Origin of the sequence: Pseudomonas sp. ES1 (assembly GCF_050586605.1) — a bacterium.
Lineage (GTDB): Bacteria > Pseudomonadota > Gammaproteobacteria > Pseudomonadales > Pseudomonadaceae > Aquipseudomonas > Aquipseudomonas sichuanensis.
This window is the reverse complement of sequence record NZ_JBOBDM010000078.1, coordinates 1-18,877: the sequence shown is the minus strand read 5'-3', so window position 1 is coordinate 18,877 and position 18,877 is coordinate 1. Positions and strand designations below refer to the sequence as shown.

Below are 18,877 nucleotides of genomic sequence, written 5' to 3'. Positions count from 1 at the left end.
AAGTAGGAACTACAGAGATTCGCAGGCACGTCCGAGAGACGGGCCAGCACACAGAATTTCTTGACGACCATAGAGCATTGGAACCACCTGATCCCATCCCGAACTCAGCAGTGAAACGATGCATCGCCGATGGTAGTGTGGGGTTTCCCCATGTGAGAGTAGGTCATCGTCAAGATTCAAACCCAAAGCCCCTGATCGCGATGCGATCAGGGGCTTTGTCTTTTCAGGGCCGTACCCTGCAATGCAAGGCGTTGCGCTAGCGCAACCAGCTCAGAAACCCACCTTTCTTCACTTCCGTAGGCTTCTGCATTAGCAGTGACTCCCTGCTCTGCCGACGGAACCGCTGCAGCTTGGTCAACGCCGACTGCACCTCGCTACGTTGCACCAGGCAACTGCGTACCTGTTCCTTTTCGATTCGGTACAGCAGGCATCCGGTCAGGGTGCGGAACTCGGCAAAGGAGTCATCGTCGTCAACCAGCCCCTCGATCCCGAGCACCTCGCCCGGGCCCATGCGTCCGGCTTCTACCAGCTTGTCCCCATTACGCACCGAAGCCTGTATCACACCGCTGCCAATCACTAGCAGGTGGTCCGAGTTGTCGCCGATGCCCAGGATCACCTGGTTGGCCAGGTACTCTACTGCCGTCATGCGCTGGCTCAGCGTGTCACGCTCTTCACCGCTGAGCGAGCGGAATACCCGCACCTCATCGATCAGCTCGCGCTGACGGCTGCGTGGCGCAAGTGTCAGGTCGACGTTCCACATCACCCCGCTGGCCTCCAGGTGGCGATGGGCAAGGTCGAACAATTGGTTGCGTACCTCGGTCTTGAGCGCCATGTCGGCAACGAAAGCACTGGCCTCGTATTCCACCGACTCCAGGGAAGAAGCTTTGACCGTTACCTTGGGGGCAGGGGAGGCGAGCAAGGCACTGGTGCCTTGCAGGGCCTTCTCCAGCGCATCAAACACGCGCTTTGGCCGGACCTTGGCCGGTACCACCACGCTGATCACTACCCCATGCCGATCAGCCGGGCGGCTGTGGTTAAGCAGTCGCGCCTTGGCCGCCACCGAATTGGGTATTACCGCCAGGCTACCGGTGCCGGTGATCATTCGCGTGGCGCGCCAGTCGATATCCACCACCTTGCCTTCGGTACCGTCGATGGAGATGAAGTCGCCTATCTGATAGGGCCGTGTGGTATTGAGCACGATGCCGGAGAACACATCGCTCAACGTGCTTTGCAAGGCCAGGCCAATGACGATGGCCATTACCCCGGACGTGGCCAGCAACCCCTTGACCGGCAGCTGCAGCACATAGGCTGCTGCGGCCACCACTGCGGCAAGGAAGATCAGCGCCCCAATCACATCCTGCAACAGGCGCCCGCCATGGCTGCCACGTGCTCCCAGCAACAGGCCGAACACCACCGTCACCGTGCGCGCACCGAACAGCCACCAGCCAATGGCGAGCACCGTTGCCATCAGGTTGCGCGACACTTCGTCAATCCAGGGTGGTGGCTGCAGCGGGCTCATCCCGGCAGCGACCAGCACGGCGCTGAATAGCAGGAATATCACCAGCCGTGAGGCAATGCGCCAGAGGCGATGCTGCTGGGGGATCAGCTGCCAGAGCAACAAGTCGCCAATGATCAGGCAAGTGCCGAGCAGCAAGGGATAGGACTGGATGAGCGCCAGCATGGTGTTCTCGCTGCAGGGGGCTGAACGTCAGTAAAGAGCAGGTTGAGCGGGCAGGCAATGGGTGCCCACCCCATGCAGCTCAATCCACATCCGACTCGAACAGTCGCGCCAGTTCCACCCGCGCTTCCTTGGCCGTCTGCATGACCTTGGCCCGATCATCACGCACCCGGCCCTGGGCTTCCAATACCTGCTCGTCATGCTCGGTAAAGCGTGCGATGCGGTCGGCGGCCTGCTCATCCGATAGCCCCAGCCCAGCCAGCGCACGACGGCTCATTTCCAGGCTGGAATAGAACGTCTCGCGGATCGGCTCCGCGCCGACATCCATCAGCTTGTGCACATGCTGACGGTTGCGTGCCCGAGCGATGACCTTGAGGTGCGGGTACAGGCGCTTGACCCGCTCGGCGGTGCGAATGGTCGCCTCGGGGTCGTCACTGGTGATGATGAAATACTCGGCCTCGCCGACCTTGGCCGCATGCAGTACTTCAGGGCGCAGCGGGTCGCCGTAGAACACCGGCGCCTGTTCGAACATGCGCGTCATCTCGATGGCGTCCACCGAGGTCTCCAGCGCGATGAAGGGGATCTTCTGCGCACGCAGGATGCGCGAAACGATCTGGCCCATGCGGCCCATGCCGACAATCACCACCCGAGGGCTACCGGCATCTATGCTCTTGTACTGCTCGGGCACCTCACGCACTGCTTGCGGGCGCTTCAGGGCGCGGGCGCAGCCGAGCATCAGCAGTGGGGTGATGGCCATCGACAGGGTGATGGTCATCAGCAGCAGGTCGTAGGTTTGCGTATCGAACAGGCCCTGATCCTTGCCCAGCTTGAACACCACAAAGGCGAACTCGCCGCCGGCCGCCAGCACCATGCCCAGGCGCAGCGCGCTTGCACTGTTGAGGCCACCGGCCAGGCGGCCGACGCCGATCAGCAGTACCAGCTTCACCGCGATCAGCAACAGGGTCAGGCCCAGCAGCACCAGCGGCATGTCCACCAGCAGGCGCAGGTTGGCGCCCATGCCGACACTGATGAAGAACAAGCCCAGCAGCAGGCCCTTGAACGGTTCTATCTGCGACTCGAGTTCATGGCGGTACTCGGAGTCCGCCAGCAGCAGGCCGGCCAGGAAGGCGCCGAGCGCCATGGAGATTCCTGCCTCTTCCATCAGCCAGGCGGTGCCGATCACCACCAGCAACGCGGTGGCGGTGGACACCTCCGGCAGACCGGTGCGGGCCACGGTTCGGAACAACGGACGCAACAGGTAGCGGCCGCCGACGATGACGATTGCGATGCTGGCAAACACTTTCAGGCCATGTTCGAGGCTGTCGCCATGGCTGGTGTCCGGGCCACTGGCGGCCAGCAATGGCACCAGGGCAATCAGCGGGATTGCAGCGATGTCCTGGAACAGCAGGATGGCAAAGGCCAGGCGGCCATGGGGTGCATTGAGCTGCTTGCTCTCGGCCAGGCTCTGCAAGCCAAGGGCGGTGGAAGACAGTGCCAGCCCCAAGCCGAGCACGATGGCGGCCGGAAGCGTCTGGCTGAAGCCGAACAAGGCAATGGCGCCGATCACCGCGCCGGTCAACAGCACCTGGGCGGTGCCCACGCCGAACACCGATTTGCGCATCAGCCACAGGCGTCTGGGTGAAAGCTCCAGGCCAATGATGAACAGCAGCAGGACCACGCCCAGTTCGGAGATGTGCGCGACGCTTTCGGTATCTCGGATCAGGCCCAGCGCTTGCGGGCCGATGGCCACACCGGCCAGCAGGTAGCCGATCACGGCGCCCAGTTGCAGGCGCTTGGCCAGGGGCACGGCGACCACGGCGGCAAGGAGGAAGATGACTGCGGTTTGTAGAAGGCTGCCTTCGTGCGGCATTGCTCGTACTCCTTGAACTGCGTGAGGCAGCGCTTTAGGGAACGGATGACAGGTTGCCGAAGCTTATGTCATCGATGGAAGAGGCGAGCATTTTCGGGTGTTGTGAGAAACAGGACAATTCCGGCCTAACGGGAAGCATCGTTCTGAAAGTGGAACCTTTGATTGGCCAATCGCGGGGCAAGCCCGCTCCCACGCTTGCGACTGTGGTAGCGGGCTTGCACCAACCCCTTACTGCAGATGCGTTTTAAGGGCCTGTGCCGCCTGGTCCATGGCACTGCGGACAGCGGGTACGGTGCTCAGCACATTGAGCAGGCCATAGTCATGAATCATGCCGTTGTAGCGCACCGCAGTCACCGGCACCCCGGCGGCGTCGAGCTTGCGGGCGTAGGCTTCGCCTTCGTCACGCAGCACGTCCATTTCGGCGGTCTGTACCAGGGCCGGTGGCAGGCCCTTGAGTTGTTCCAGGCTGGCACGCAACGGCGAGGCATGGATATCGTCGCGCTGACGCGGGTCTGTGGTGTAGCTGTTCCAGAACCACTGCATCATGTTGCGGGTCAGGAAGTGGCCCTCGGCGAACTGGTTATAGGAAGCGTTGTTGAAGTTGGCATCGGTCACCGGCCACAGCAGCGCCTGGAAGCGCAGCTTCGGCGTGCCGGCCTCCTTGGCCTTTATCGCCACCACCGCTGCCATGTTGCCGCCGACGCTGTTGCCGGCGACCGCCAGGCGGCTGCCGTCGACGCCGATTTCCTTGCCATGCTCGGCGACCCAGCGGGTGGCGGCATAGGCCTGGTTGATCGCGGTGGGGAACTGCGCTTCTGGCGAAGGCGTGTAGTCGACGTATACCGCCGCTGCGCCGGAGCCGACCACAAGATCGCGGATCAGCCGTTCGTGGGTGGGGTAATCGCCCAACACCCAACCACCGCCGTGGAAGAACATGAACACGGGCAGTTCGCCCGTGGCGCCCTCAGGGCGTACCACGCGGATCTGCAATGGCTGGCCGTCGGCCTGGATAGTCCGGCGCTCAACGCGGATACCCGACACATCGACTTTCACCCCGGCCTGGGCTGTGCTCAGTACGGCGCGTGCGTCTTTCGGCGCCAGGGTTTCCAGCGGCTTGCCGCCGCCTGCGGCAAGCGCATCGAGGAAGCCTTGGGTGTTGCGTTCGACGCCAGGGCTGCCGGCGGCGAAGGCGCTGTTCACGGCCAGGGCCAGCAGGCCAGCGGTCAGGGTGCGGGACAGTTTCATGTGCGGGTTCCTCTGCGTACGAGCCGGCGGCTCAGTTCTGGTTGGCAAGGGTGGTGGGCTGGCTGTAGCTCACGGCTTGCAATTGGCCGTTGCTGTCGCGGTAGGTCAGGATGGCGGTGCTGGTGTGGCCCTCAATGGCGGTGGGCGCCTCGACGGTGACCACCTGGGCGATGTCCAGCTTCATCCCGTAGCGGTAAGCGCTGGTTTCGGTGGCGAAGGCCCCGGCGCTGGTGCCGATGGCCAGGGTGGTAACGCCGAGGGCGAGGATTGTGCGAAGGGTCATGATCGTTCTCCAGGATGTGCTGAATGGGCTTGGCGACTGCTTGCTGCGTGAAATGAATATTGAGCGCAAATAGTTAGCGCGCAAAATATATTTCAGCTATGGAGAAGATTGACCCTGTGCATGGCCTGTCAGCTGCCTGGTCGGTACTGCATCGCTTCGGCCAGATGAGCCCGGGCAATGGCCTCGACCTGCTCCAGGTCCGCCAGCGTACGCGCCACCTTGAGCAGGCGATGGGCCGCCCGCAGCGACAGCGTGAGGCGTTCGCAGGCGGTTTCCAGCCAGGCCTGGTCGGCCGATGTCAGCAGGCAATGCCGGCGCAGGCCGTTGAGATCGAGGAAGGCATTGGCGCAGCCCTGGCGACGCTGCTGCAGTGCGCGGGCCTCGGCCACGACAGCGGCGACACTGGCGCTGGTTTCGCCACTGGGTTGGTTACCGAGCACGGTATTCTCCCGAGCCACCGTCAGGTGCAGGTCGATGCGGTCGAGCAGGGGGCCGGAGAGTTTGTTGCGGTAGCGCTGGATCTGCTCGGGGCTGCAGCGGCAGCGGCCGGTGGGGTCGCCAAAATAGCCGCAGGGGCAGGGGTTCATTGCCGCCACCAACTGGAAGCGTGCCGGGAAGCGCACCCGGTCCCTGGCCCGGGCGATCACGATCTCGCCCGATTCCAATGGCTCGCGCAGCACTTCCAGCACGCGCCGCTCGAACTCTGGCAGTTCATCGAGAAACAGCACGCCATGGTGTGCCAGGGTGATTTCGCCCGGCTGCGGGCGGCTACCGCCACCGACCAGTGCCGGGCCCGAAGCGGAGTGATGGGGGTGGCGAAATGGCCGTTGCGGCCAGCTGTCCAGCGGTGCGTGGCCGCTGACCGAGCGGATTGCCGCCACCTCCAGCGCCTCGCGCTCGTCCAGCGGTGGCAGCAGGCCGGGCAGGCGGCTGGCAAGCAGGGTCTTGCCGGTGCCGGGCGGCCCGGTGAACAACAGGTTGTGCCCACCGGCAGCCGCCACCAGCAGGGCACGTTTAGCGGCTGTCTGGCCCTGTACTTCGCTGAGGTCAGGGTAGGGCCGCTGTTCCAGCAGCAAGCCGTTGGCCGCATAGGGTGGCAGCGGCAGTTGCCCGCTCAGGTGCGCCACCAGCTCCTGCAGATGCCCCACCGCGTACACCACCAGCCCGCTGGCCAGGCTGGCTTCCTCGGCGTTCTCGCGTGGTACCACCAGCGCCCGCCCGGCTTCGCGTGCCGCCAGCGCAGCGGGCAGCACACCCTGCACTGGCCGCAGCGCCCCGGACAGGGCCAGTTCACCCAGGCATTCGATGTCTTCGAGTGCCGCCACCGGCACTTGGCCATTGGCGGCGAGGATCCCCAGGGCGATGGCCAGGTCGTAGCGCCCACCGTCCTTGGGCAGGTCGGCCGGGGCGAGGTTCTGGGTGATGCGCCGGGCCGGGTAATCCAGCCCGGCGTTGACGATGGCGCTGCGTACCCGGTCCTTGCTTTCCTTGACCGTGGCCTCGGGCAAACCAACCAGGGTAAGTGACGGCAGGCCGTTGGCCAGGTGGGTTTCGACACTGACGGCGGGTGCCAGTACGCCCACCTGGGCGCGGCTGTGGACGAGGGCGAGGGACATGGGCGCTCCGTGTTCGCGTAATTCAGGCCGCATCCTGCGGCCCGGCAAAGCATAGTGGTGTCCCTGGCGGGCACGCTGGAAAGAGTGCGTCGAGGTTTTTCCGCAGCCTCATCTAGCGGCGAGGCTGCTTGCCGCACACCACCGCAACCCCCTCACCCCGCGCCCGAGCCAGTAGCTCCTCGGTATCATCTGCGCCCGGCAAAGCCAGCACCAGGTCTGGCCGGCTGTCACGCAACATGAAAACGTTGCGCAGGCGCTCAGCCAGTTTGCCGTGCAACTGCCAGTTGGGCGGGTAGCGGACGATGTCCGCTCCGTGCTCCCGCGCCCAGGCTTCGATATCGCCACCCAGGTACTGGCTGCCGCCGTGTATGAGCACCTGGATCGGTTGCTGGCGCTGCAGTTCGTCCAGCGCCCGACGGCAGCGCTGGTGGTCGGCGTAGTTGCGCCCCGCACAGATCAGTACACGCATACGCCCTCCTCAGAACCACTGGCCGAAGCGGCGGATGTAGAGGGTCTTCATGCCTTGCGCCACCAGGCAGTAACCCAGCAGGGTGGCGGCCAGCCAAGGGAAGTACTCCCACGGCAGCGGCACCAGCCCGACCATCGCCCCCAGTGGCGAGAACGGGATGTAGATACCCAGGCACATCACCAGGCCCGTGGCGAGGATCACCGGCAGCGCCGCAGTGCTTTGCAGGAACGGCACCTTGCGGGTGCGCAGCATGTGCACCACCAATGTCTGCGACAGCAGCCCTTCGATGAACCAGCCGGACTGGAACAGCGCCTGCATCTCCACGCTATTGGCAGCAAACACGTACCACATCAGGGCGAAGGTGGTGATGTCGAAGATCGACGAGGTGGGCCCGATCCACAGCATGAAGCGGCCGATGTTGCGGGCATCCCATTTGCGCGGTTCGCGCAGGAACTCCTTGTCCATGCGGTCCCAGGGCAGCGACAGCTGAGAGAAGTCGTACATCAGGTTCTGCAGCAGCAGGTGGATCGCCAGCATCGGCATGAACGGGATGAAGGCGCTGGCCACCAGCACCGAAAACACGTTGCCGAAGTTGGAGCTGGCGGTCATGCACAGGTACTTCATGATGTTGCCGAAGGTTTCGCGGCCTTTGAGCACGCCTTCTTCGAGCACCATCAGGCTCTTTTCCAGCAGGATGATGTCGGCCGATTCCTTGGCGATATCGGTACCGCTGTCCACCGAAATGCCCACGTCGGCGTCACGCAGGGCAGGGGCGTCGTTGATGCCGTCGCCGAGAAAACCGACGGTGTGGCCGTTGGCCTGCAACGCCTTGAGCACCCGCGACTTCTGCAACGGGGTGAGCTTGGCGAACACCGTACGTTCTTCGACCAGCGCCTTGAGCTGGGCGTCGTCCAGCCGCTCGATGTCCTGCCCAAGCAGTGGCTGGCCGGGCTCCAGGCCCACTTCGCGGCAAACTTTGCAGGTGACCACGGGGTTGTCGCCAGTCAGCACTTTCACTTTCACGCCCATGTCACGCAGCGCGGCAATGGCCGGGCCGGCTGTTTCCTTGGGCGGGTCAAGGAAGGTCAGGAAGCCGCGGATCACCAGGCTGCGCTCGTCAGCGGTGCTGTACTGAGCCTTGCGCTCGGTGGCGGGGATTTCGCGGGTGCCGATCAGCAGCACGCGAAAGCCATCCTGGTTTAACGCGCTGGCGGTGGCCAGCAGTTGCTGGCGCTGGGCCTCGTCGAGGTGGATGCGCTGGCCGTTCTCTTCTACATGGGTGGCGATGGCAAGCATTTCCTCGACCGCGCCCTTGCTGACCAGCAGGTGATCGCCGAGCGCATCCTTGACGATCACCGACAGGCGCCGGCGAATGAAGTCGAAGGGCAATTCGTCGACCTTGGCGTAGGCGTAGGGCGGCTGGAAGCCGCTGTTCTCGCCAGCGAAGCGCAGCACGGCCTGGTCCATCAGGTTCTTCACGCCGCTCTGGTGGTGGCTGTTGAGCCAGGCCAGCTCGAGCAGTTGCGGGTCGGTGCGGCCGCTCGGGTCGACATGGTGTTCGAGGATGATGCGGTCCTGGGTCAGGGTGCCGGTCTTGTCGGTGCACAGCACATCCATCGAACCGAAGTTCTGGATGGCGTTCAGGCGCTTGACCACCACTTTGCGCCTGGCCATGGCCACGGCGCCCTTGGCCAGGTTGGCACTGACGATCATCGGCAGCATTTCCGGGGTGAGGCCCACGGCCACGGCCAGGGCGAACAGGAAGGCATCGCTCCAGTCGCCCTTGACCACGCCATTGAGCACGAACACCACCGGCACCATCACCAGCATGAAGCGGATCAGCAGGCTGCTGACGCTGTTCACGCCGCGGTCGAAGGCGGTCTGGCTGCGCGAGCCGGCAATTGCCCTGGCCAGCGAGCCGAAGTAGGTGCGCTTGCCGGTGGCCACCACCACGGCGCGGGCGCGGCCGCTGACCACATTGGTGCCCATGAAGCCGATGTTCGGCAGGTCGAGCAGGCTGCCTTCGTCAGTGGCGCTGTCGGCGGCGGACTTCGGTGCGATGTGGCCGAGGGTGTCGTACTTTTCCACCGGCAGCGCTTCGCCGGTGAGCACGGCCTGGCTGATGAACAGGTCGCGCGACTCGATCAGGCGGATATCGGCGGGGATCATGTCGCCAGCGGCCAATTGCACGATATCGCCGGCCACCAGTTCGTTCATGGGCACTTCGCGCAGCTGTGCGGGGGTGTCGTGGCGCTCGCGACGCAGCACCGTGGCGGTGGTGCGGACCATCGCCTTGAGTGCTTCGGCCGCCTTGCTCGAACGGTATTCCTGCCAGAAGCGCAGCAGGCCGCTGACGCTGACCATGGTCAGGATGATGATCACCTTGGTCAGGTCGAGGTCGTCGAGGTCACCGGCGCGCAGCGGCAGCCAGTAGTCGGTGACGAAGCTGATGGCGGCGAGGGTGAGCAGTACATAGATGAAGGGGTTGTGCAGCGCCTTGAGCAGTTGCACCAGAGCCGGTTGCGGTTTGTCGTGGGCGACCTCGTTGGCGCCATCGCGCTGCAGGCGCTTGGCGGCTTCGTGCTCGGTCAGGCCGAGCTCGCTGGCGTCGAGGTTGGCGAGGGTGACGGCCAGGCCATTGCGCGCCTCACGGGCGGCGCGCATGGACAGGCGAGCGTCCGGAGTCGTGGTGGTGTTGCGGTCTTTGACGGTCATCGGGCTGTGCTCCTGCCGCAGGAGGCGGCACGAAACACAGTCGACTCACGGTTGGGCGGGTGAGTGCGGGTGTTTCGGGCCGCGATCATTCGATCGATAAATAACGTTGTATTTCCGGCGGTTGAACGTTCGCTGGCGCGTGCCGGAGTTAATGTCGGCAGCGAACTTTCTACTGGCTGAGTCCATGGTGTAGTTATTCCCCTGGTAACTTTCAGGCAATAAAAATCCCGCGAACTTTAATGATGAAAAGTTCGTGTCTTATTGGTGGCAATTCAATATGTAAGTGGCGACGCGCCCGTCAGCTGAAACACAGCAGGGCGCGCCATCGACTCGGTGGTTCCTGGCCGTCGTCGGCATGCCAGTGCAGGCGCAGGCAGCCTTTGCCAGGTTGCGATAGCCAGGCGGCACGCAGGCGAGAGCCACGCGCGACGGGGGTGGGGAAGGGCGGCGGGGCCGCGTGGGAACAGGCGTGCAGCGCCCCGAGGCGGGCGTGCAGGTGTGTACGGATAAAGGTGATGAGGTTCATGAGCTTGCCTCCGACCGGGCTGGCACCCTGGGCGGCAAGCTACGGCGGAGCATCAGGCTCTGGCGCGGCTTGCCCAGCCAGGGAGGCGGGCCCGGAGTTCCGGTTCAAGTGCCTGACAGCCAGGGGCGGCCAGGCAGCGACTAGATACTGTGTCCATTGAATTCTTCGTGAGTTGAAATAAAGGCCCGGTTTTCAGGGCGGGTGAACTTTATGCAAAGCATAGCGGGCAAGTCAACCCGCAAGGTGAAACTGAATTAAGTTTCATCTGGTTTAATCAGCGCAACTATATGTTGGAAATTCCAACGGCAGGGTGCCTTCCCTGCAGGAGCGGCAGGGCCGCTCCAGAGACGGGATAATTATTGCTCTGATGCTGGCGCTGGCGCTGGTGCTGGCGCGATCCGCGCTTCCAGTTCGGCGAACTGCTTCTCCAGCGCTTCAAGGCGGGCGCGGGTGCGGGCCAATACCACCATCTGGCTGTCGAACTCCTCGCGGCTGACCAGGTCGAGCTTGCTGAAGGCACCCTGCATCAGCACTTTGAACTGGCTCTCCAGTTCGGCACGGGGCTGAGCGGTGTCACCGCTGAACAGGCGCGAGGCCTGGTCGCTCAGGGCATCGAGAAGGGCTTTGGGCGCGAGCATGTCAGGCTATCCGTTGATGGGTGAAAGGGCAGCAGTGTATCACGCCCCTTTTCGCGGGTTGCCCTGCACACTTTTTGCGCAGGGCGGCCAAAGGTCGCGCACCGAAGTTGTGCAGCTTTTCCCTGCTGGCGACTGGCCAATCCCGACTGTTTCACGCAACTACCTGTTTTCTGGCGTTTTCCCGGAGCTGGCAAGGTTTCTGCAAAGACCTCGGTGAGCCATGCACTGATGCGGTCCGCTGTGACCAGGCAGTGCGTAGCTCAGTGGTAAGGCCCTCGGTCACCGCCACAAGGTGTCGCGGCGGGGAGGATGGAGCCGACGACGCGTTACAAAGCCAGGCGCTGCGCTTAGACTTGAGACGGGTTTGTTTTCCTGGGGCAAGTCCACCAAATCGGGAGAGAGTTTCATGAAGCTAGTCACTGCCATCATCAAGCCGTTCAAGCTGGACGACGTGCGCGAGTCGCTGTCGGAAATCGGCGTGCAGGGCATCACCGTGACCGAAGTCAAAGGCTTCGGCCGGCAGAAGGGTCACACCGAGCTGTATCGCGGCGCCGAATACGTGGTCGATTTCCTGCCCAAGGTGAAGATCGATGTCGCCATCGACGACAAAGACCTTGATCGGGTGATCGAGGCCATCACCAAGGCGGCCAACACCGGCAAGATCGGTGACGGCAAGATTTTCGTGGTCAATCTGGAGCAAGCGATCCGCATCCGTACCGGCGAAACCGATACCGACGCGATCTAAACGCTACAAAAAAGCCTCACCAAACCCAACGCCCCAGGAGAAAACAACATGACTCTGCGTAAGATCGCAGGGCTAGGAGCCCTATTGTCCCTCGTAATGCCAGGGCTGGCCCTGGCCGAGGAAACTGCCGCCCCGGTGCTCAACTCCGGCGACACCGCCTGGATGCTCACCTCGACGGCGCTGGTCCTGTTCATGACCATCCCGGGCCTGGCCCTGTTCTACGGCGGCATGGTGCGTTCCAAGAACGTGCTGTCGGTGATGATGCAGTGCTTTGCCATCACCGGGCTGATCAGCATCCTGTGGGTTATCTACGGTTACAGCCTGGCATTCGATACCGCGGGTATGGAAAAGGGCGTGCTCAACCTGAATTCCTTCATCGGTGGCTTCTCCAAGGCCTTCCTCAACGGCGTCACGCCGTCGGGCCTGACCTCTGCCACCGCGTTGTTCCCAGAAGCTGTGTTCATCACCTTCCAGATGACCTTCGCCATCATCACCCCGGCGCTCATCGTCGGTGCCTTTGCCGAACGCATGAAGTTCTCGGCCATGCTGATTTTCATGGGCGTGTGGTTCACCCTGGTCTATGCGCCGATCGCGCACATGGTCTGGAGCGGTGACGGTGCGCTGATGTGGGATTGGGGCGTGCTGGACTTCGCCGGCGGCACCGTGGTGCACATCAACGCCGGTATCGCCGGCCTGGTCTGCTGCCTGGTGCTGGGCAAGCGCAAAGGCTACCCGACCACGCCGATGGCGCCGCACAACCTGGGCTACACCCTGATGGGCGCGGCCATGCTGTGGATCGGCTGGTTCGGCTTCAACGCAGGTTCTGCGGCGGCCGCTAACGGCACCGCCGGCATGGCGATGCTGGTCACCCAGATCGCTACCGCCGCCGCCGCCCTGGGCTGGATGTTCGCCGAGTGGGTCTTCCACGGCAAACCGAGCGCACTGGGCATCGCCTCGGGTGTGGTCGCCGGCCTGGTCGCCATCACCCCGGCCGCCGGTACCGTCGGCCCGATGGGCGCGCTGGTGATCGGCCTGGTTTCGGGCGTGGTCTGCTACTTCTGCGCCACCAGCCTCAAGCGCAAGATGGGTTACGACGACTCGCTCGACGCTTTCGGCGTGCACGGTATCGGCGGCATCGTCGGTGCGCTGCTTACCGGTGTGTTCGCAGCACCGGCCCTGGGCGGCTTCGGCGCCGTCACCGATATCGCCGCGCAGTTCTGGATCCAGGCCAAAGGTGTGCTGTTCACCGTGGTCTACACCGCCATCGTCACCTACGTGATCCTCAAGGTGCTGGACCTGGTGATGGGCCTGCGGGTCAGCGAAGAAGAAGAGTCGGTCGGCCTCGACCTGGCTCAACACAACGAGCGCGGCTACAACCTGTAATCGCCACGCTGGAAAACTTGCCCGGTTCGCCGGGCATTTTTTTGCCTGTAATTTGCCGTTTTACGCCCGGCAAACGGTTTCGCTGTCTTGTTCGCGACCTGGGCAGAAAACTTACAAGTCATTGGGCGTTTCTGGTGCTTTGCTTTTTCTGCGAGCGCGCTAGAATGCGCGCCGAAGGGTGTGGGACGAGTAACCCGCACACTTCGCCACCCTTTGCTAGGCTTGCAGTAGCCTGTGGCCAGCCAGGGTAAGAACAGTGTTGTCAGGCCTTGCCAGGAGCAGGGCCTGCTGGGTGCCGGACCTCCCATCAGGAGCTGGACACCCGAGGCAGTGGCCAACCCACGGCCAGTTGAATTTTCACCGGTGACTGCCGTCTACGGTCGCACCGGTCTATAACTAACCTGCTTTTCGCAAGTCATGAGGTAGAACATGAGCGACGACGATCTGGAAAATGATGACCTCGAAGTAGGTGACGAAGACGAGGGTGATGAAGGCCTCGAGGCGGCAGCCGACGATGGTGCGGAAGATGCTGGCGATGACGACAGCAGCCCCGCGCCGACCGCCAAGGGCAAGTCCAAGGCGGCTGTTTCGGTAGACGAAATGCCGAGCATGGAAGCCAAGCAGAAGGAGCGTGATGCCCTGGCCAAGGCGATGGAAGAGTTTCTTTCGCGCGGTGGCAAGGTGCAGGAAGTCGAGGCCAATGTGGTCGCCGACCCGCCCAAGAAGCCGGACAACAAGTACGGCAGCCGCCCTATCTGAGTGGCTGAAAGCAAAGAAGCCCGCCGTCGCTGCGGGCTTTTTTGTGGCTGAAAGAACGCGGCTGTGCACCGTGGGAGCGGGCTTGCCCCGCGATTGCGATGTCCGCTTAATCATCGAAATCGCGGGGCAAGTCGCATCGGCGCACCGCCGCTCCCACGGTCACGCTCAGCGCCAGCGCGCCAGCACCTCGGGCAACTGCGACAGCCGCTGGATCTCGGCATCCGGCGCCTGCTCGCCGCTCCAGGCCTTGTGCTGCGGGTTGAACCACACCGCGCGCAACCCGGCCCGTTGTGCCCCGGCGATGTCGTCGCCCGGGTGGTCGCCGATGTGCACCGCCGCCCCTGCGTCCACGCCACCCAGTTTAAGGGCCTCCATGAACGGTGCCGGATCCGGCTTGCCTATGCCCAGGTCCTCGGCGCACAGGGCAAAGCGGAAGTAGTCCGCCAAGCCGAGCCGGCGCACGTCGGCGTTGCCATTGGTGACCACCCCGAGCATGTACTGGTGGCGCAGGATCTCCAGCACCGGCTGCACCTCGGGGAACACCTCGACCTGGTGCCGCGCATGGAGGAACACCTCGAAACCTTCGTTGGCCAGTTCCTGGGCGTGCTTCTCGCTGTAGCCGACCTCTTCCAGGGCGTGGAACAGCACACGCCTGCGCAGGGCGCTGATGCGGTGCTTGAGGCCGGGTTCGGCCTGCACCAGGCGTTCACGGATGGCGAACAGGTGCTCGACCGGCACCGCGCCCAGAACCGGCGCATTGGCGGCGAGCCAGTCGCGCAGGACGGTTTCGGCACTGGCGATGACCGGCGCGGTGTCCCACAGCGTGTCGTCCAGGTCGAAGGTGATCAGCTTGATGCTCATGAGTCTGTGCCTTTGCTGCGTTTGGCCCGGGGGTGGGCGCTGTCGTACACCGCGGCCAGGTGCTGGAAGTCCAGGTGGGTATAGATCTGCGTGGTGCTGATGTCGGCGTGGCCGAGCATTTCCTGCACCGCGCGCAGGTCCTGGGACGATTCCAGCAGGTGGCTGGCGAAGGAATGGCGAAGCATGTGCGGATGCAGGTGCTGGCCAAGCTCACGCTCGCCGGCGGTCTTGACCCGCAGCTGAATGGCCCGTGGGCTGAGGCGCTTGCCCTGGCGGGTGATGAACACCGCGCCGTCCTGGGGGCCGCCGATGCCGCGCAGGCGCAGCCACGCCTGCAGCGCCTCGCGCGCCTTGCGCCCAACCGGCAGTACGCGGCTCTTGCTGCCCTTGCCCTGCACCTGTACCAGCCCGGCGGCCAGGTCGAGGTACTCGAGGTCGAGGCCGGCCAGTTCCGACAGGCGCAGGCCGGAGGAGTAGAACAGTTCGAGGATGGCCTGATCACGTCGGGCGATGAAGTCATCGTCAACGCCGCCATCGAGCAGTTGCAGCGCGCGGTCGGTGTCGAGCACCTTGGGCAGGCGCCGCTCGCCCTTGGGGGGCGCCAGGCCATCGGCCGGGTCGTGCTGGCACAGGCCTTCGCGGTTGAGGTAGCGGTAAAGCCCGCGCACCGCCGAAAGCAGGCGCGCCAGGCTGCGTGAGGACTGCCCGTGATGGTGCTGGCGCGCCACCAGTTGGCGCAGCTGCTGGACTTGCAGCGCAGGCCAGTCGCCAATGCCCTGGCTGTTGCAGTAGGCAATGACCTTTTCCAGGTCGCGGCGGTAGGCCAGCAGAGTGTGTTCGGACACCTGGCGCTCGTTGCGCAGGTGCGCGCAATAAGCCTCCAGCTGGCGTTCCATCAGCGCACCGAGCGTAGCGTCTGGGTGAAGCGTGGCACCACGCGGCCCAGCACTTCGGCGATGTAGCTGAGGAACAGGGTGCCGACGCTGCTCTTGTAGTGCTGCGGGTCGCGGCTGCCGATCGCCAGCACGCCATGCAGGCCCTGGTACTCCAGGGTGGCCACGGCGCTGGAGCCGACCTCCTTGTGCTGATCATTGCCGAACAGGAAGGCCAGTTCGTGCTCGCGCAGGCTGCCGCTGATGGTCTTGCCGCCACCGATCAGCCCGCCGATGGCCTGCTGGGCCTCGCTGCCGGACACCCAGCGGCCGACCGGCGCGGCATTCTCGCCGAACAGGATCAAGCTGACGAAGGGCACCTTGAACTCCTGGCGCAGGCTGTCTTCGACGGCCATCACCACTTCTTCCAGGCTGCCGGCATCCAGCAGGTCGAGGATCAGCCGGCGAGTCTTGTCGAACAGCCGGTCGTTGTCACGGGCCACGTCCATCAGTTGCGACAGGCGATGGCGCATCTCGATGTTGCGGTCACGCAGCAGCTTGAGCTGGCGCTCCACCAGCGACACGCTGTCGCCGCGCTGGTGGGGAATGCGCTGCTCGATCAGCAGCTCGTCATGCTCGGCGAAGAACGTGGGGTGGGCGCGCAGGTAGGCGACCACTGCGTCGGCGTCGAGCTCGGGTACAACGTGCGGCTGTTCAGTCATGGCGGCTACTCGCTTAAAGACGAACCTGTCCTTCGAATACACGTACGGCCGGGCCGGTCATCAATACCGGCTGGCCGGGGCCAGCCCACTCGATGCTCAGGCGCCCGCCGGGCAGGTCGATGGTCACCGGCGAGTCCATCCAGCCCTGGGCGATGGCCGCGACGGCGGCGGCGCAGGCACCGGTGCCGCAAGCCTGGGTCTCGCCGGCGCCACGCTCCCACACCCGCAGGTTGGCGCGGTGGCGGTCGACGACCTGAATGAAACCGGCATTGACCCGCTGCGGGAAGCGCGGATGGTGCTCGATCTTCGGCCCCAGCTCATGCACCGGCGCGCTGCGCACGTCATCGACGCGCAGCACCGAATGCGGGTTGCCCATCGACACGGCAGCGATCTGGTGCACCTGGCCGTCGACTTCCAGCGGGTAGCTCGAAGCCTGCTCATCGGCGATGAACGGGATGTCGGCCGGGACGAAACGCGGCGGGCCCATGTCGACACAGATCTGGCCGTCGTTGCGCACGTCCAGCTCGATGATGCCGCTCTTGGTTTCGACGCGGATACGTTTTTTCGCGGTCAGGCGCTTGTCCAGCACGAAGCGGGCGAAGCAGCGCGCGCCGTTGCCGCATTGCTCGACCTCGGAGCCGTCGGCGTTGAAGATCCGGTAGCGGAAGTCCACGTCCGGGTTGTTCGGTGCTTCGACGATCAGCAGTTGGTCGAAGCCGATGCCGGTGTTGCGGTCACCCCATTGCTTGGCGTGCTTGGGCTGGATATGCGCGTGCTGGCTGACCAGGTCGAGGACCATGAAGTCGTTGCCAAGCCCGTGCATTTTAGTAAAACGCAGCAGCATGGGTTCACTCCGGCAGCAGGCTTTCGCCGGCGAACAGTTCAGCGATGGTTTCGCGGCGACGCACTTCGAAGGCCTGGTCACCATCGACCAGTACTTCGGCGCAGCGGCCACGGGTGTTGTAGTTCGAGCTCATGACGAAACCATAGGCGCCGGCGGACTGCACGGCCAGCAGGTCGCCTTCGGCCAGGTTCAGCACACGGTCCTTGCCCAGGAAGTCACCGGTCTCGCAGATCGGTCCGACCAGGTCGTAGGCACGGCCTTCACCTTCACGGGGTTTGACTGCAGTGATACCCATCCAGGCCTGGTACAGGGCCGGGCGGATCAGGTCGTTCATCGCCGCATCGATGATGGCGAAATCCTTGTGCTCGGTGTGCTTGAGGTATTCCACGCGGGTCAGCAGCACGCCGGCGTTGGCCACGATGTAGCGGCCCGGTTCGAACACCAGGGCCAGGTCACGGTCGCCGACACGCTCGCGGATGGCCTTGATGTAGTCGGCTACCAATGGCGGCTGCTCGTCGCGGTAACGCACGCCGACACCGCCGCCCAGGTCCAGGTGGCGCAGGTGAATGCCGCATTCGGCGAGGCGATCGACCAGCACCAACAGGCGGTCCAGCGCATCGAGGAACGGCTCGACGGTGGTCAGCTGCGAACCGATATGGCAGTCGACGCCGACCACTTCCAGGTTTGGCAGCTGCGCGGCGCGCACGTAGATGGCTTCGGCATCGGCGATGGCGATACCGAACTTGTTCTCTTTGAGGCCGGTGGAGATGTACGGGTGGGTGCCGGCATCGACATCCGGGTTCACCCGCAGCGACACCGGGGCCACCTTGCCCAGCTCGGCGGCTACCACTTGCAGGCGCTCGAGTTCGTCGGTGGATTCGACGTTGAAGCAGTGCACGCCGACTTCCAGGGCACGGCGCATGTCTTCGCGGGTCTTGCCGACACCGGAGAACACCACGCGATCGGCACGCCCGCCGGCAGCTAGGACGCGCTCCAGCTCACCGCCGGAGACGATGTCGAAACCCGAACCCATGCGGGCCAGCAGGTTCAGCACGGCGAGGTTGGAGTTGGCCTTGACCGCGAAGCAGACCAGGTGCTCGACACCCTGCAGGGCATCGGTATAGCTACGGTACTGGGCCTCGATGTGGGCGCGCGAATACACGTAGGTGGGGGTGCCGAAACGCTCGGCGATGGCTGACAGGCCCACCCCTTCCGCGAACAGCTCGCCGCCACGGTAGTTGAATGCATCCATGGGATTTCCTTACTGCGCGGGAGACTGCTCGGGCTGCTCCAGCTCGTCTTGCTGTTCGGCCGGCTGGGCGTGCTTGTGCTGCTGGTGCGACTTGCTCGGGCCTTTGCCGTTCTTGCCGTCTTCCGGCAGGTACAGGGGGCCCTTCTGACCGCAGGCCGAAACGAGGCAGGCAACCGCGACCAGCGCCGCGAGGGAGGAAATCAGGCGCTTCATTGGTGAAATCCTTTGAAATAAGCAGTATTGCGCCCGAGTATACCGAGCGACCACCCGATTGCCTATGCAAGGGCCGGCCCGCCGGGCGGCGTTATTCTTGAGCTGTCAGTGCCGGCCTCTTCGCGGGCAAACCCGCTCCCGCAGGGATCGCGCCTCACCCGAGGTCGGTGGGGGGGGGATTCCCCA

At 64.2% G+C, this 18,877-nt stretch carries 18 protein-coding genes and 1 rRNA gene; 4 read left to right on the top strand and 15 right to left on the bottom strand.

The features are described from left to right. The first annotated feature begins 59 nt into the window (after positions 1–59). Positions 60–175: ribosomal RNA gene (gene rrf, locus ACQ4N9_RS24135) — 5S ribosomal RNA — on the top strand. Positions 176–256: 81 nt separating this feature from the next. Here the strand turns inward: rrf and ACQ4N9_RS24130 are convergent. From ACQ4N9_RS24130 to ACQ4N9_RS24090, 9 genes are all read right to left on the bottom strand, one after another. Continuing rightward, positions 257–1,681 (bottom strand): mechanosensitive ion channel domain-containing protein, encoded by a 1,425-nt coding sequence (locus ACQ4N9_RS24130; RefSeq protein ID WP_390966489.1) that lies wholly within the window; start codon positions 1,679–1,681, stop codon positions 257–259. A gap of 79 nt (positions 1,682–1,760) precedes the next feature. Beyond that, positions 1,761–3,548 carry a monovalent cation:proton antiporter-2 (CPA2) family protein gene (locus ACQ4N9_RS24125; RefSeq protein WP_390966488.1) on the bottom strand — a complete coding sequence of 596 codons (1,788 nt, stop codon included), beginning with the start codon at positions 3,546–3,548 and terminating at the stop codon, positions 1,761–1,763. Between the two features lie 228 nt (positions 3,549–3,776). Beyond that, positions 3,777–4,793 (bottom strand): alpha/beta hydrolase fold domain-containing protein, encoded by a 1,017-nt coding sequence (locus ACQ4N9_RS24120; RefSeq protein WP_390966486.1) that lies wholly within the window; start codon positions 4,791–4,793, stop codon positions 3,777–3,779. Positions 4,794–4,824: 31 nt separating this feature from the next. Further along, positions 4,825–5,076 (bottom strand): DUF2790 domain-containing protein, encoded by a 252-nt coding sequence (locus ACQ4N9_RS24115; protein ID WP_390966484.1) that lies wholly within the window; start codon positions 5,074–5,076, stop codon positions 4,825–4,827. A 128-nt stretch (positions 5,077–5,204) separates the two neighbouring features. Then, a complete protein-coding gene (locus tag ACQ4N9_RS24110; RefSeq protein ID WP_390966482.1) occupies positions 5,205–6,692 on the bottom strand; it encodes a YifB family Mg chelatase-like AAA ATPase in 1,488 nt (495 codons plus the stop codon). 112 nt (positions 6,693–6,804) lie between these two features. After that, positions 6,805–7,161, bottom strand: a complete 357-nt coding sequence (locus ACQ4N9_RS24105; protein WP_258644015.1) for a DUF2493 domain-containing protein — start codon at positions 7,159–7,161, stop codon at positions 6,805–6,807. Between the two features lie 9 nt (positions 7,162–7,170). After that, positions 7,171–9,876: a magnesium-translocating P-type ATPase gene (gene mgtA, locus ACQ4N9_RS24100; RefSeq protein WP_390966480.1), complete on the bottom strand. Its 2,706-nt coding sequence runs from the start codon at positions 9,874–9,876 to the stop codon at positions 7,171–7,173. A 298-nt stretch (positions 9,877–10,174) separates the two neighbouring features. Continuing rightward, positions 10,175–10,402 carry a hypothetical protein gene (locus ACQ4N9_RS24095; protein ID WP_390966478.1) on the bottom strand — a complete coding sequence of 76 codons (228 nt, stop codon included), beginning with the start codon at positions 10,400–10,402 and terminating at the stop codon, positions 10,175–10,177. A 356-nt stretch (positions 10,403–10,758) separates the two neighbouring features. Continuing rightward, positions 10,759–11,040, bottom strand: coding sequence for an accessory factor UbiK family protein (locus ACQ4N9_RS24090; RefSeq protein ID WP_390966476.1), 282 nt, complete (start codon positions 11,038–11,040; stop codon positions 10,759–10,761). A 406-nt stretch (positions 11,041–11,446) separates the two neighbouring features. Between ACQ4N9_RS24090 and glnK the strand changes: the two genes are divergently transcribed. The 3 genes from glnK (at position 11,447) to sutA (ending at position 13,927) form a co-directional block, all read left to right on the top strand. Further along, entirely contained in the window at positions 11,447–11,785 is a 339-nt protein-coding gene (gene glnK, locus ACQ4N9_RS24085; protein WP_002555808.1) for a P-II family nitrogen regulator, read from the top strand. Positions 11,786–11,833: 48 nt separating this feature from the next. Further along, positions 11,834–13,168 (top strand): ammonium transporter, encoded by a 1,335-nt coding sequence (locus ACQ4N9_RS24080; protein ID WP_125462117.1) that lies wholly within the window; start codon positions 11,834–11,836, stop codon positions 13,166–13,168. 429 nt (positions 13,169–13,597) lie between these two features. Then, positions 13,598–13,927: a transcriptional regulator SutA gene (gene sutA / locus ACQ4N9_RS24075; protein ID WP_105947199.1), complete on the top strand. Its 330-nt coding sequence runs from the start codon at positions 13,598–13,600 to the stop codon at positions 13,925–13,927. Between the two features lie 165 nt (positions 13,928–14,092). Here sutA and ACQ4N9_RS24070 read toward each other — a convergent pair whose 3' ends face one another. The 6 genes from ACQ4N9_RS24070 to lptM are packed head-to-tail and all read right to left on the bottom strand — an operon-like array spanning position 14,093 to position 18,691. Beyond that, positions 14,093–14,788 (bottom strand): HAD family hydrolase, encoded by a 696-nt coding sequence (locus ACQ4N9_RS24070; RefSeq protein WP_390966473.1) that lies wholly within the window; start codon positions 14,786–14,788, stop codon positions 14,093–14,095. Beyond that, on the bottom strand, positions 14,785–15,684 hold the full coding sequence (xerC, locus tag ACQ4N9_RS24065) for a tyrosine recombinase XerC (RefSeq protein WP_390966471.1): 900 nt from the start codon (positions 15,682–15,684) through the stop codon (positions 14,785–14,787). Before xerC ends, ACQ4N9_RS24070 begins: the two co-directional genes overlap by 4 nt. After that, positions 15,684–16,382 (bottom strand): DUF484 family protein, encoded by a 699-nt coding sequence (locus tag ACQ4N9_RS24060; RefSeq protein ID WP_125857046.1) that lies wholly within the window; start codon positions 16,380–16,382, stop codon positions 15,684–15,686. Before ACQ4N9_RS24060 ends, xerC begins: the two co-directional genes overlap by 1 nt. Positions 16,383–16,395: 13 nt before the next feature. After that, positions 16,396–17,226: a diaminopimelate epimerase gene (gene dapF / locus ACQ4N9_RS24055; RefSeq protein WP_125857047.1), complete on the bottom strand. Its 831-nt coding sequence runs from the start codon at positions 17,224–17,226 to the stop codon at positions 16,396–16,398. Positions 17,227–17,230: 4 nt separating this feature from the next. Next, positions 17,231–18,478 carry a diaminopimelate decarboxylase gene (gene lysA, locus ACQ4N9_RS24050; protein ID WP_390966468.1) on the bottom strand — a complete coding sequence of 416 codons (1,248 nt, stop codon included), beginning with the start codon at positions 18,476–18,478 and terminating at the stop codon, positions 17,231–17,233. A gap of 9 nt (positions 18,479–18,487) precedes the next feature. Beyond that, complete coding sequence (gene lptM / locus ACQ4N9_RS24045; RefSeq protein ID WP_390966466.1) at positions 18,488–18,691, bottom strand: LPS translocon maturation chaperone LptM; 204 nt, start codon at positions 18,689–18,691, stop codon at positions 18,488–18,490. Positions 18,692–18,877 lie beyond the last annotated feature (186 nt).

Coding starts and splice junctions, on each gene's coding strand:
- mgtA (WP_390966480.1), bottom strand. CDS start 9,876: ATGACCGTCAAAGACCGCAACACCACCACGACTCCGGACGCTCGCCTG.
- sutA (WP_105947199.1), top strand. CDS start 13,598: ATGAGCGACGACGATCTGGAAAATGATGACCTCGAAGTAGGTGACGAA.
- ACQ4N9_RS24095 (WP_390966478.1), bottom strand. CDS start 10,402: ATGAACCTCATCACCTTTATCCGTACACACCTGCACGCCCGCCTCGGG.
- lysA (WP_390966468.1), bottom strand. CDS start 18,478: ATGGATGCATTCAACTACCGTGGCGGCGAGCTGTTCGCGGAAGGGGTG.
- ACQ4N9_RS24105 (WP_258644015.1), bottom strand. CDS start 7,161: ATGCGTGTACTGATCTGTGCGGGGCGCAACTACGCCGACCACCAGCGC.
- ACQ4N9_RS24070 (WP_390966473.1), bottom strand. CDS start 14,788: ATGAGCATCAAGCTGATCACCTTCGACCTGGACGACACGCTGTGGGAC.
- ACQ4N9_RS24120 (WP_390966486.1), bottom strand. CDS start 4,793: ATGAAACTGTCCCGCACCCTGACCGCTGGCCTGCTGGCCCTGGCCGTG.
- xerC (WP_390966471.1), bottom strand. CDS start 15,684: ATGGAACGCCAGCTGGAGGCTTATTGCGCGCACCTGCGCAACGAGCGC.
- ACQ4N9_RS24080 (WP_125462117.1), top strand. CDS start 11,834: ATGACTCTGCGTAAGATCGCAGGGCTAGGAGCCCTATTGTCCCTCGTA.
- ACQ4N9_RS24115 (WP_390966484.1), bottom strand. CDS start 5,076: ATGACCCTTCGCACAATCCTCGCCCTCGGCGTTACCACCCTGGCCATC.
- ACQ4N9_RS24110 (WP_390966482.1), bottom strand. CDS start 6,692: ATGTCCCTCGCCCTCGTCCACAGCCGCGCCCAGGTGGGCGTACTGGCA.
- ACQ4N9_RS24130 (WP_390966489.1), bottom strand. CDS start 1,681: ATGCTGGCGCTCATCCAGTCCTATCCCTTGCTGCTCGGCACTTGCCTG.
- ACQ4N9_RS24125 (WP_390966488.1), bottom strand. CDS start 3,548: ATGCCGCACGAAGGCAGCCTTCTACAAACCGCAGTCATCTTCCTCCTT.
- glnK (WP_002555808.1), top strand. CDS start 11,447: ATGAAGCTAGTCACTGCCATCATCAAGCCGTTCAAGCTGGACGACGTG.
- ACQ4N9_RS24090 (WP_390966476.1), bottom strand. CDS start 11,040: ATGCTCGCGCCCAAAGCCCTTCTCGATGCCCTGAGCGACCAGGCCTCG.
- dapF (WP_125857047.1), bottom strand. CDS start 17,226: ATGCTGCTGCGTTTTACTAAAATGCACGGGCTTGGCAACGACTTCATG.
- ACQ4N9_RS24060 (WP_125857046.1), bottom strand. CDS start 16,382: ATGACTGAACAGCCGCACGTTGTACCCGAGCTCGACGCCGACGCAGTG.
- lptM (WP_390966466.1), bottom strand. CDS start 18,691: ATGAAGCGCCTGATTTCCTCCCTCGCGGCGCTGGTCGCGGTTGCCTGC.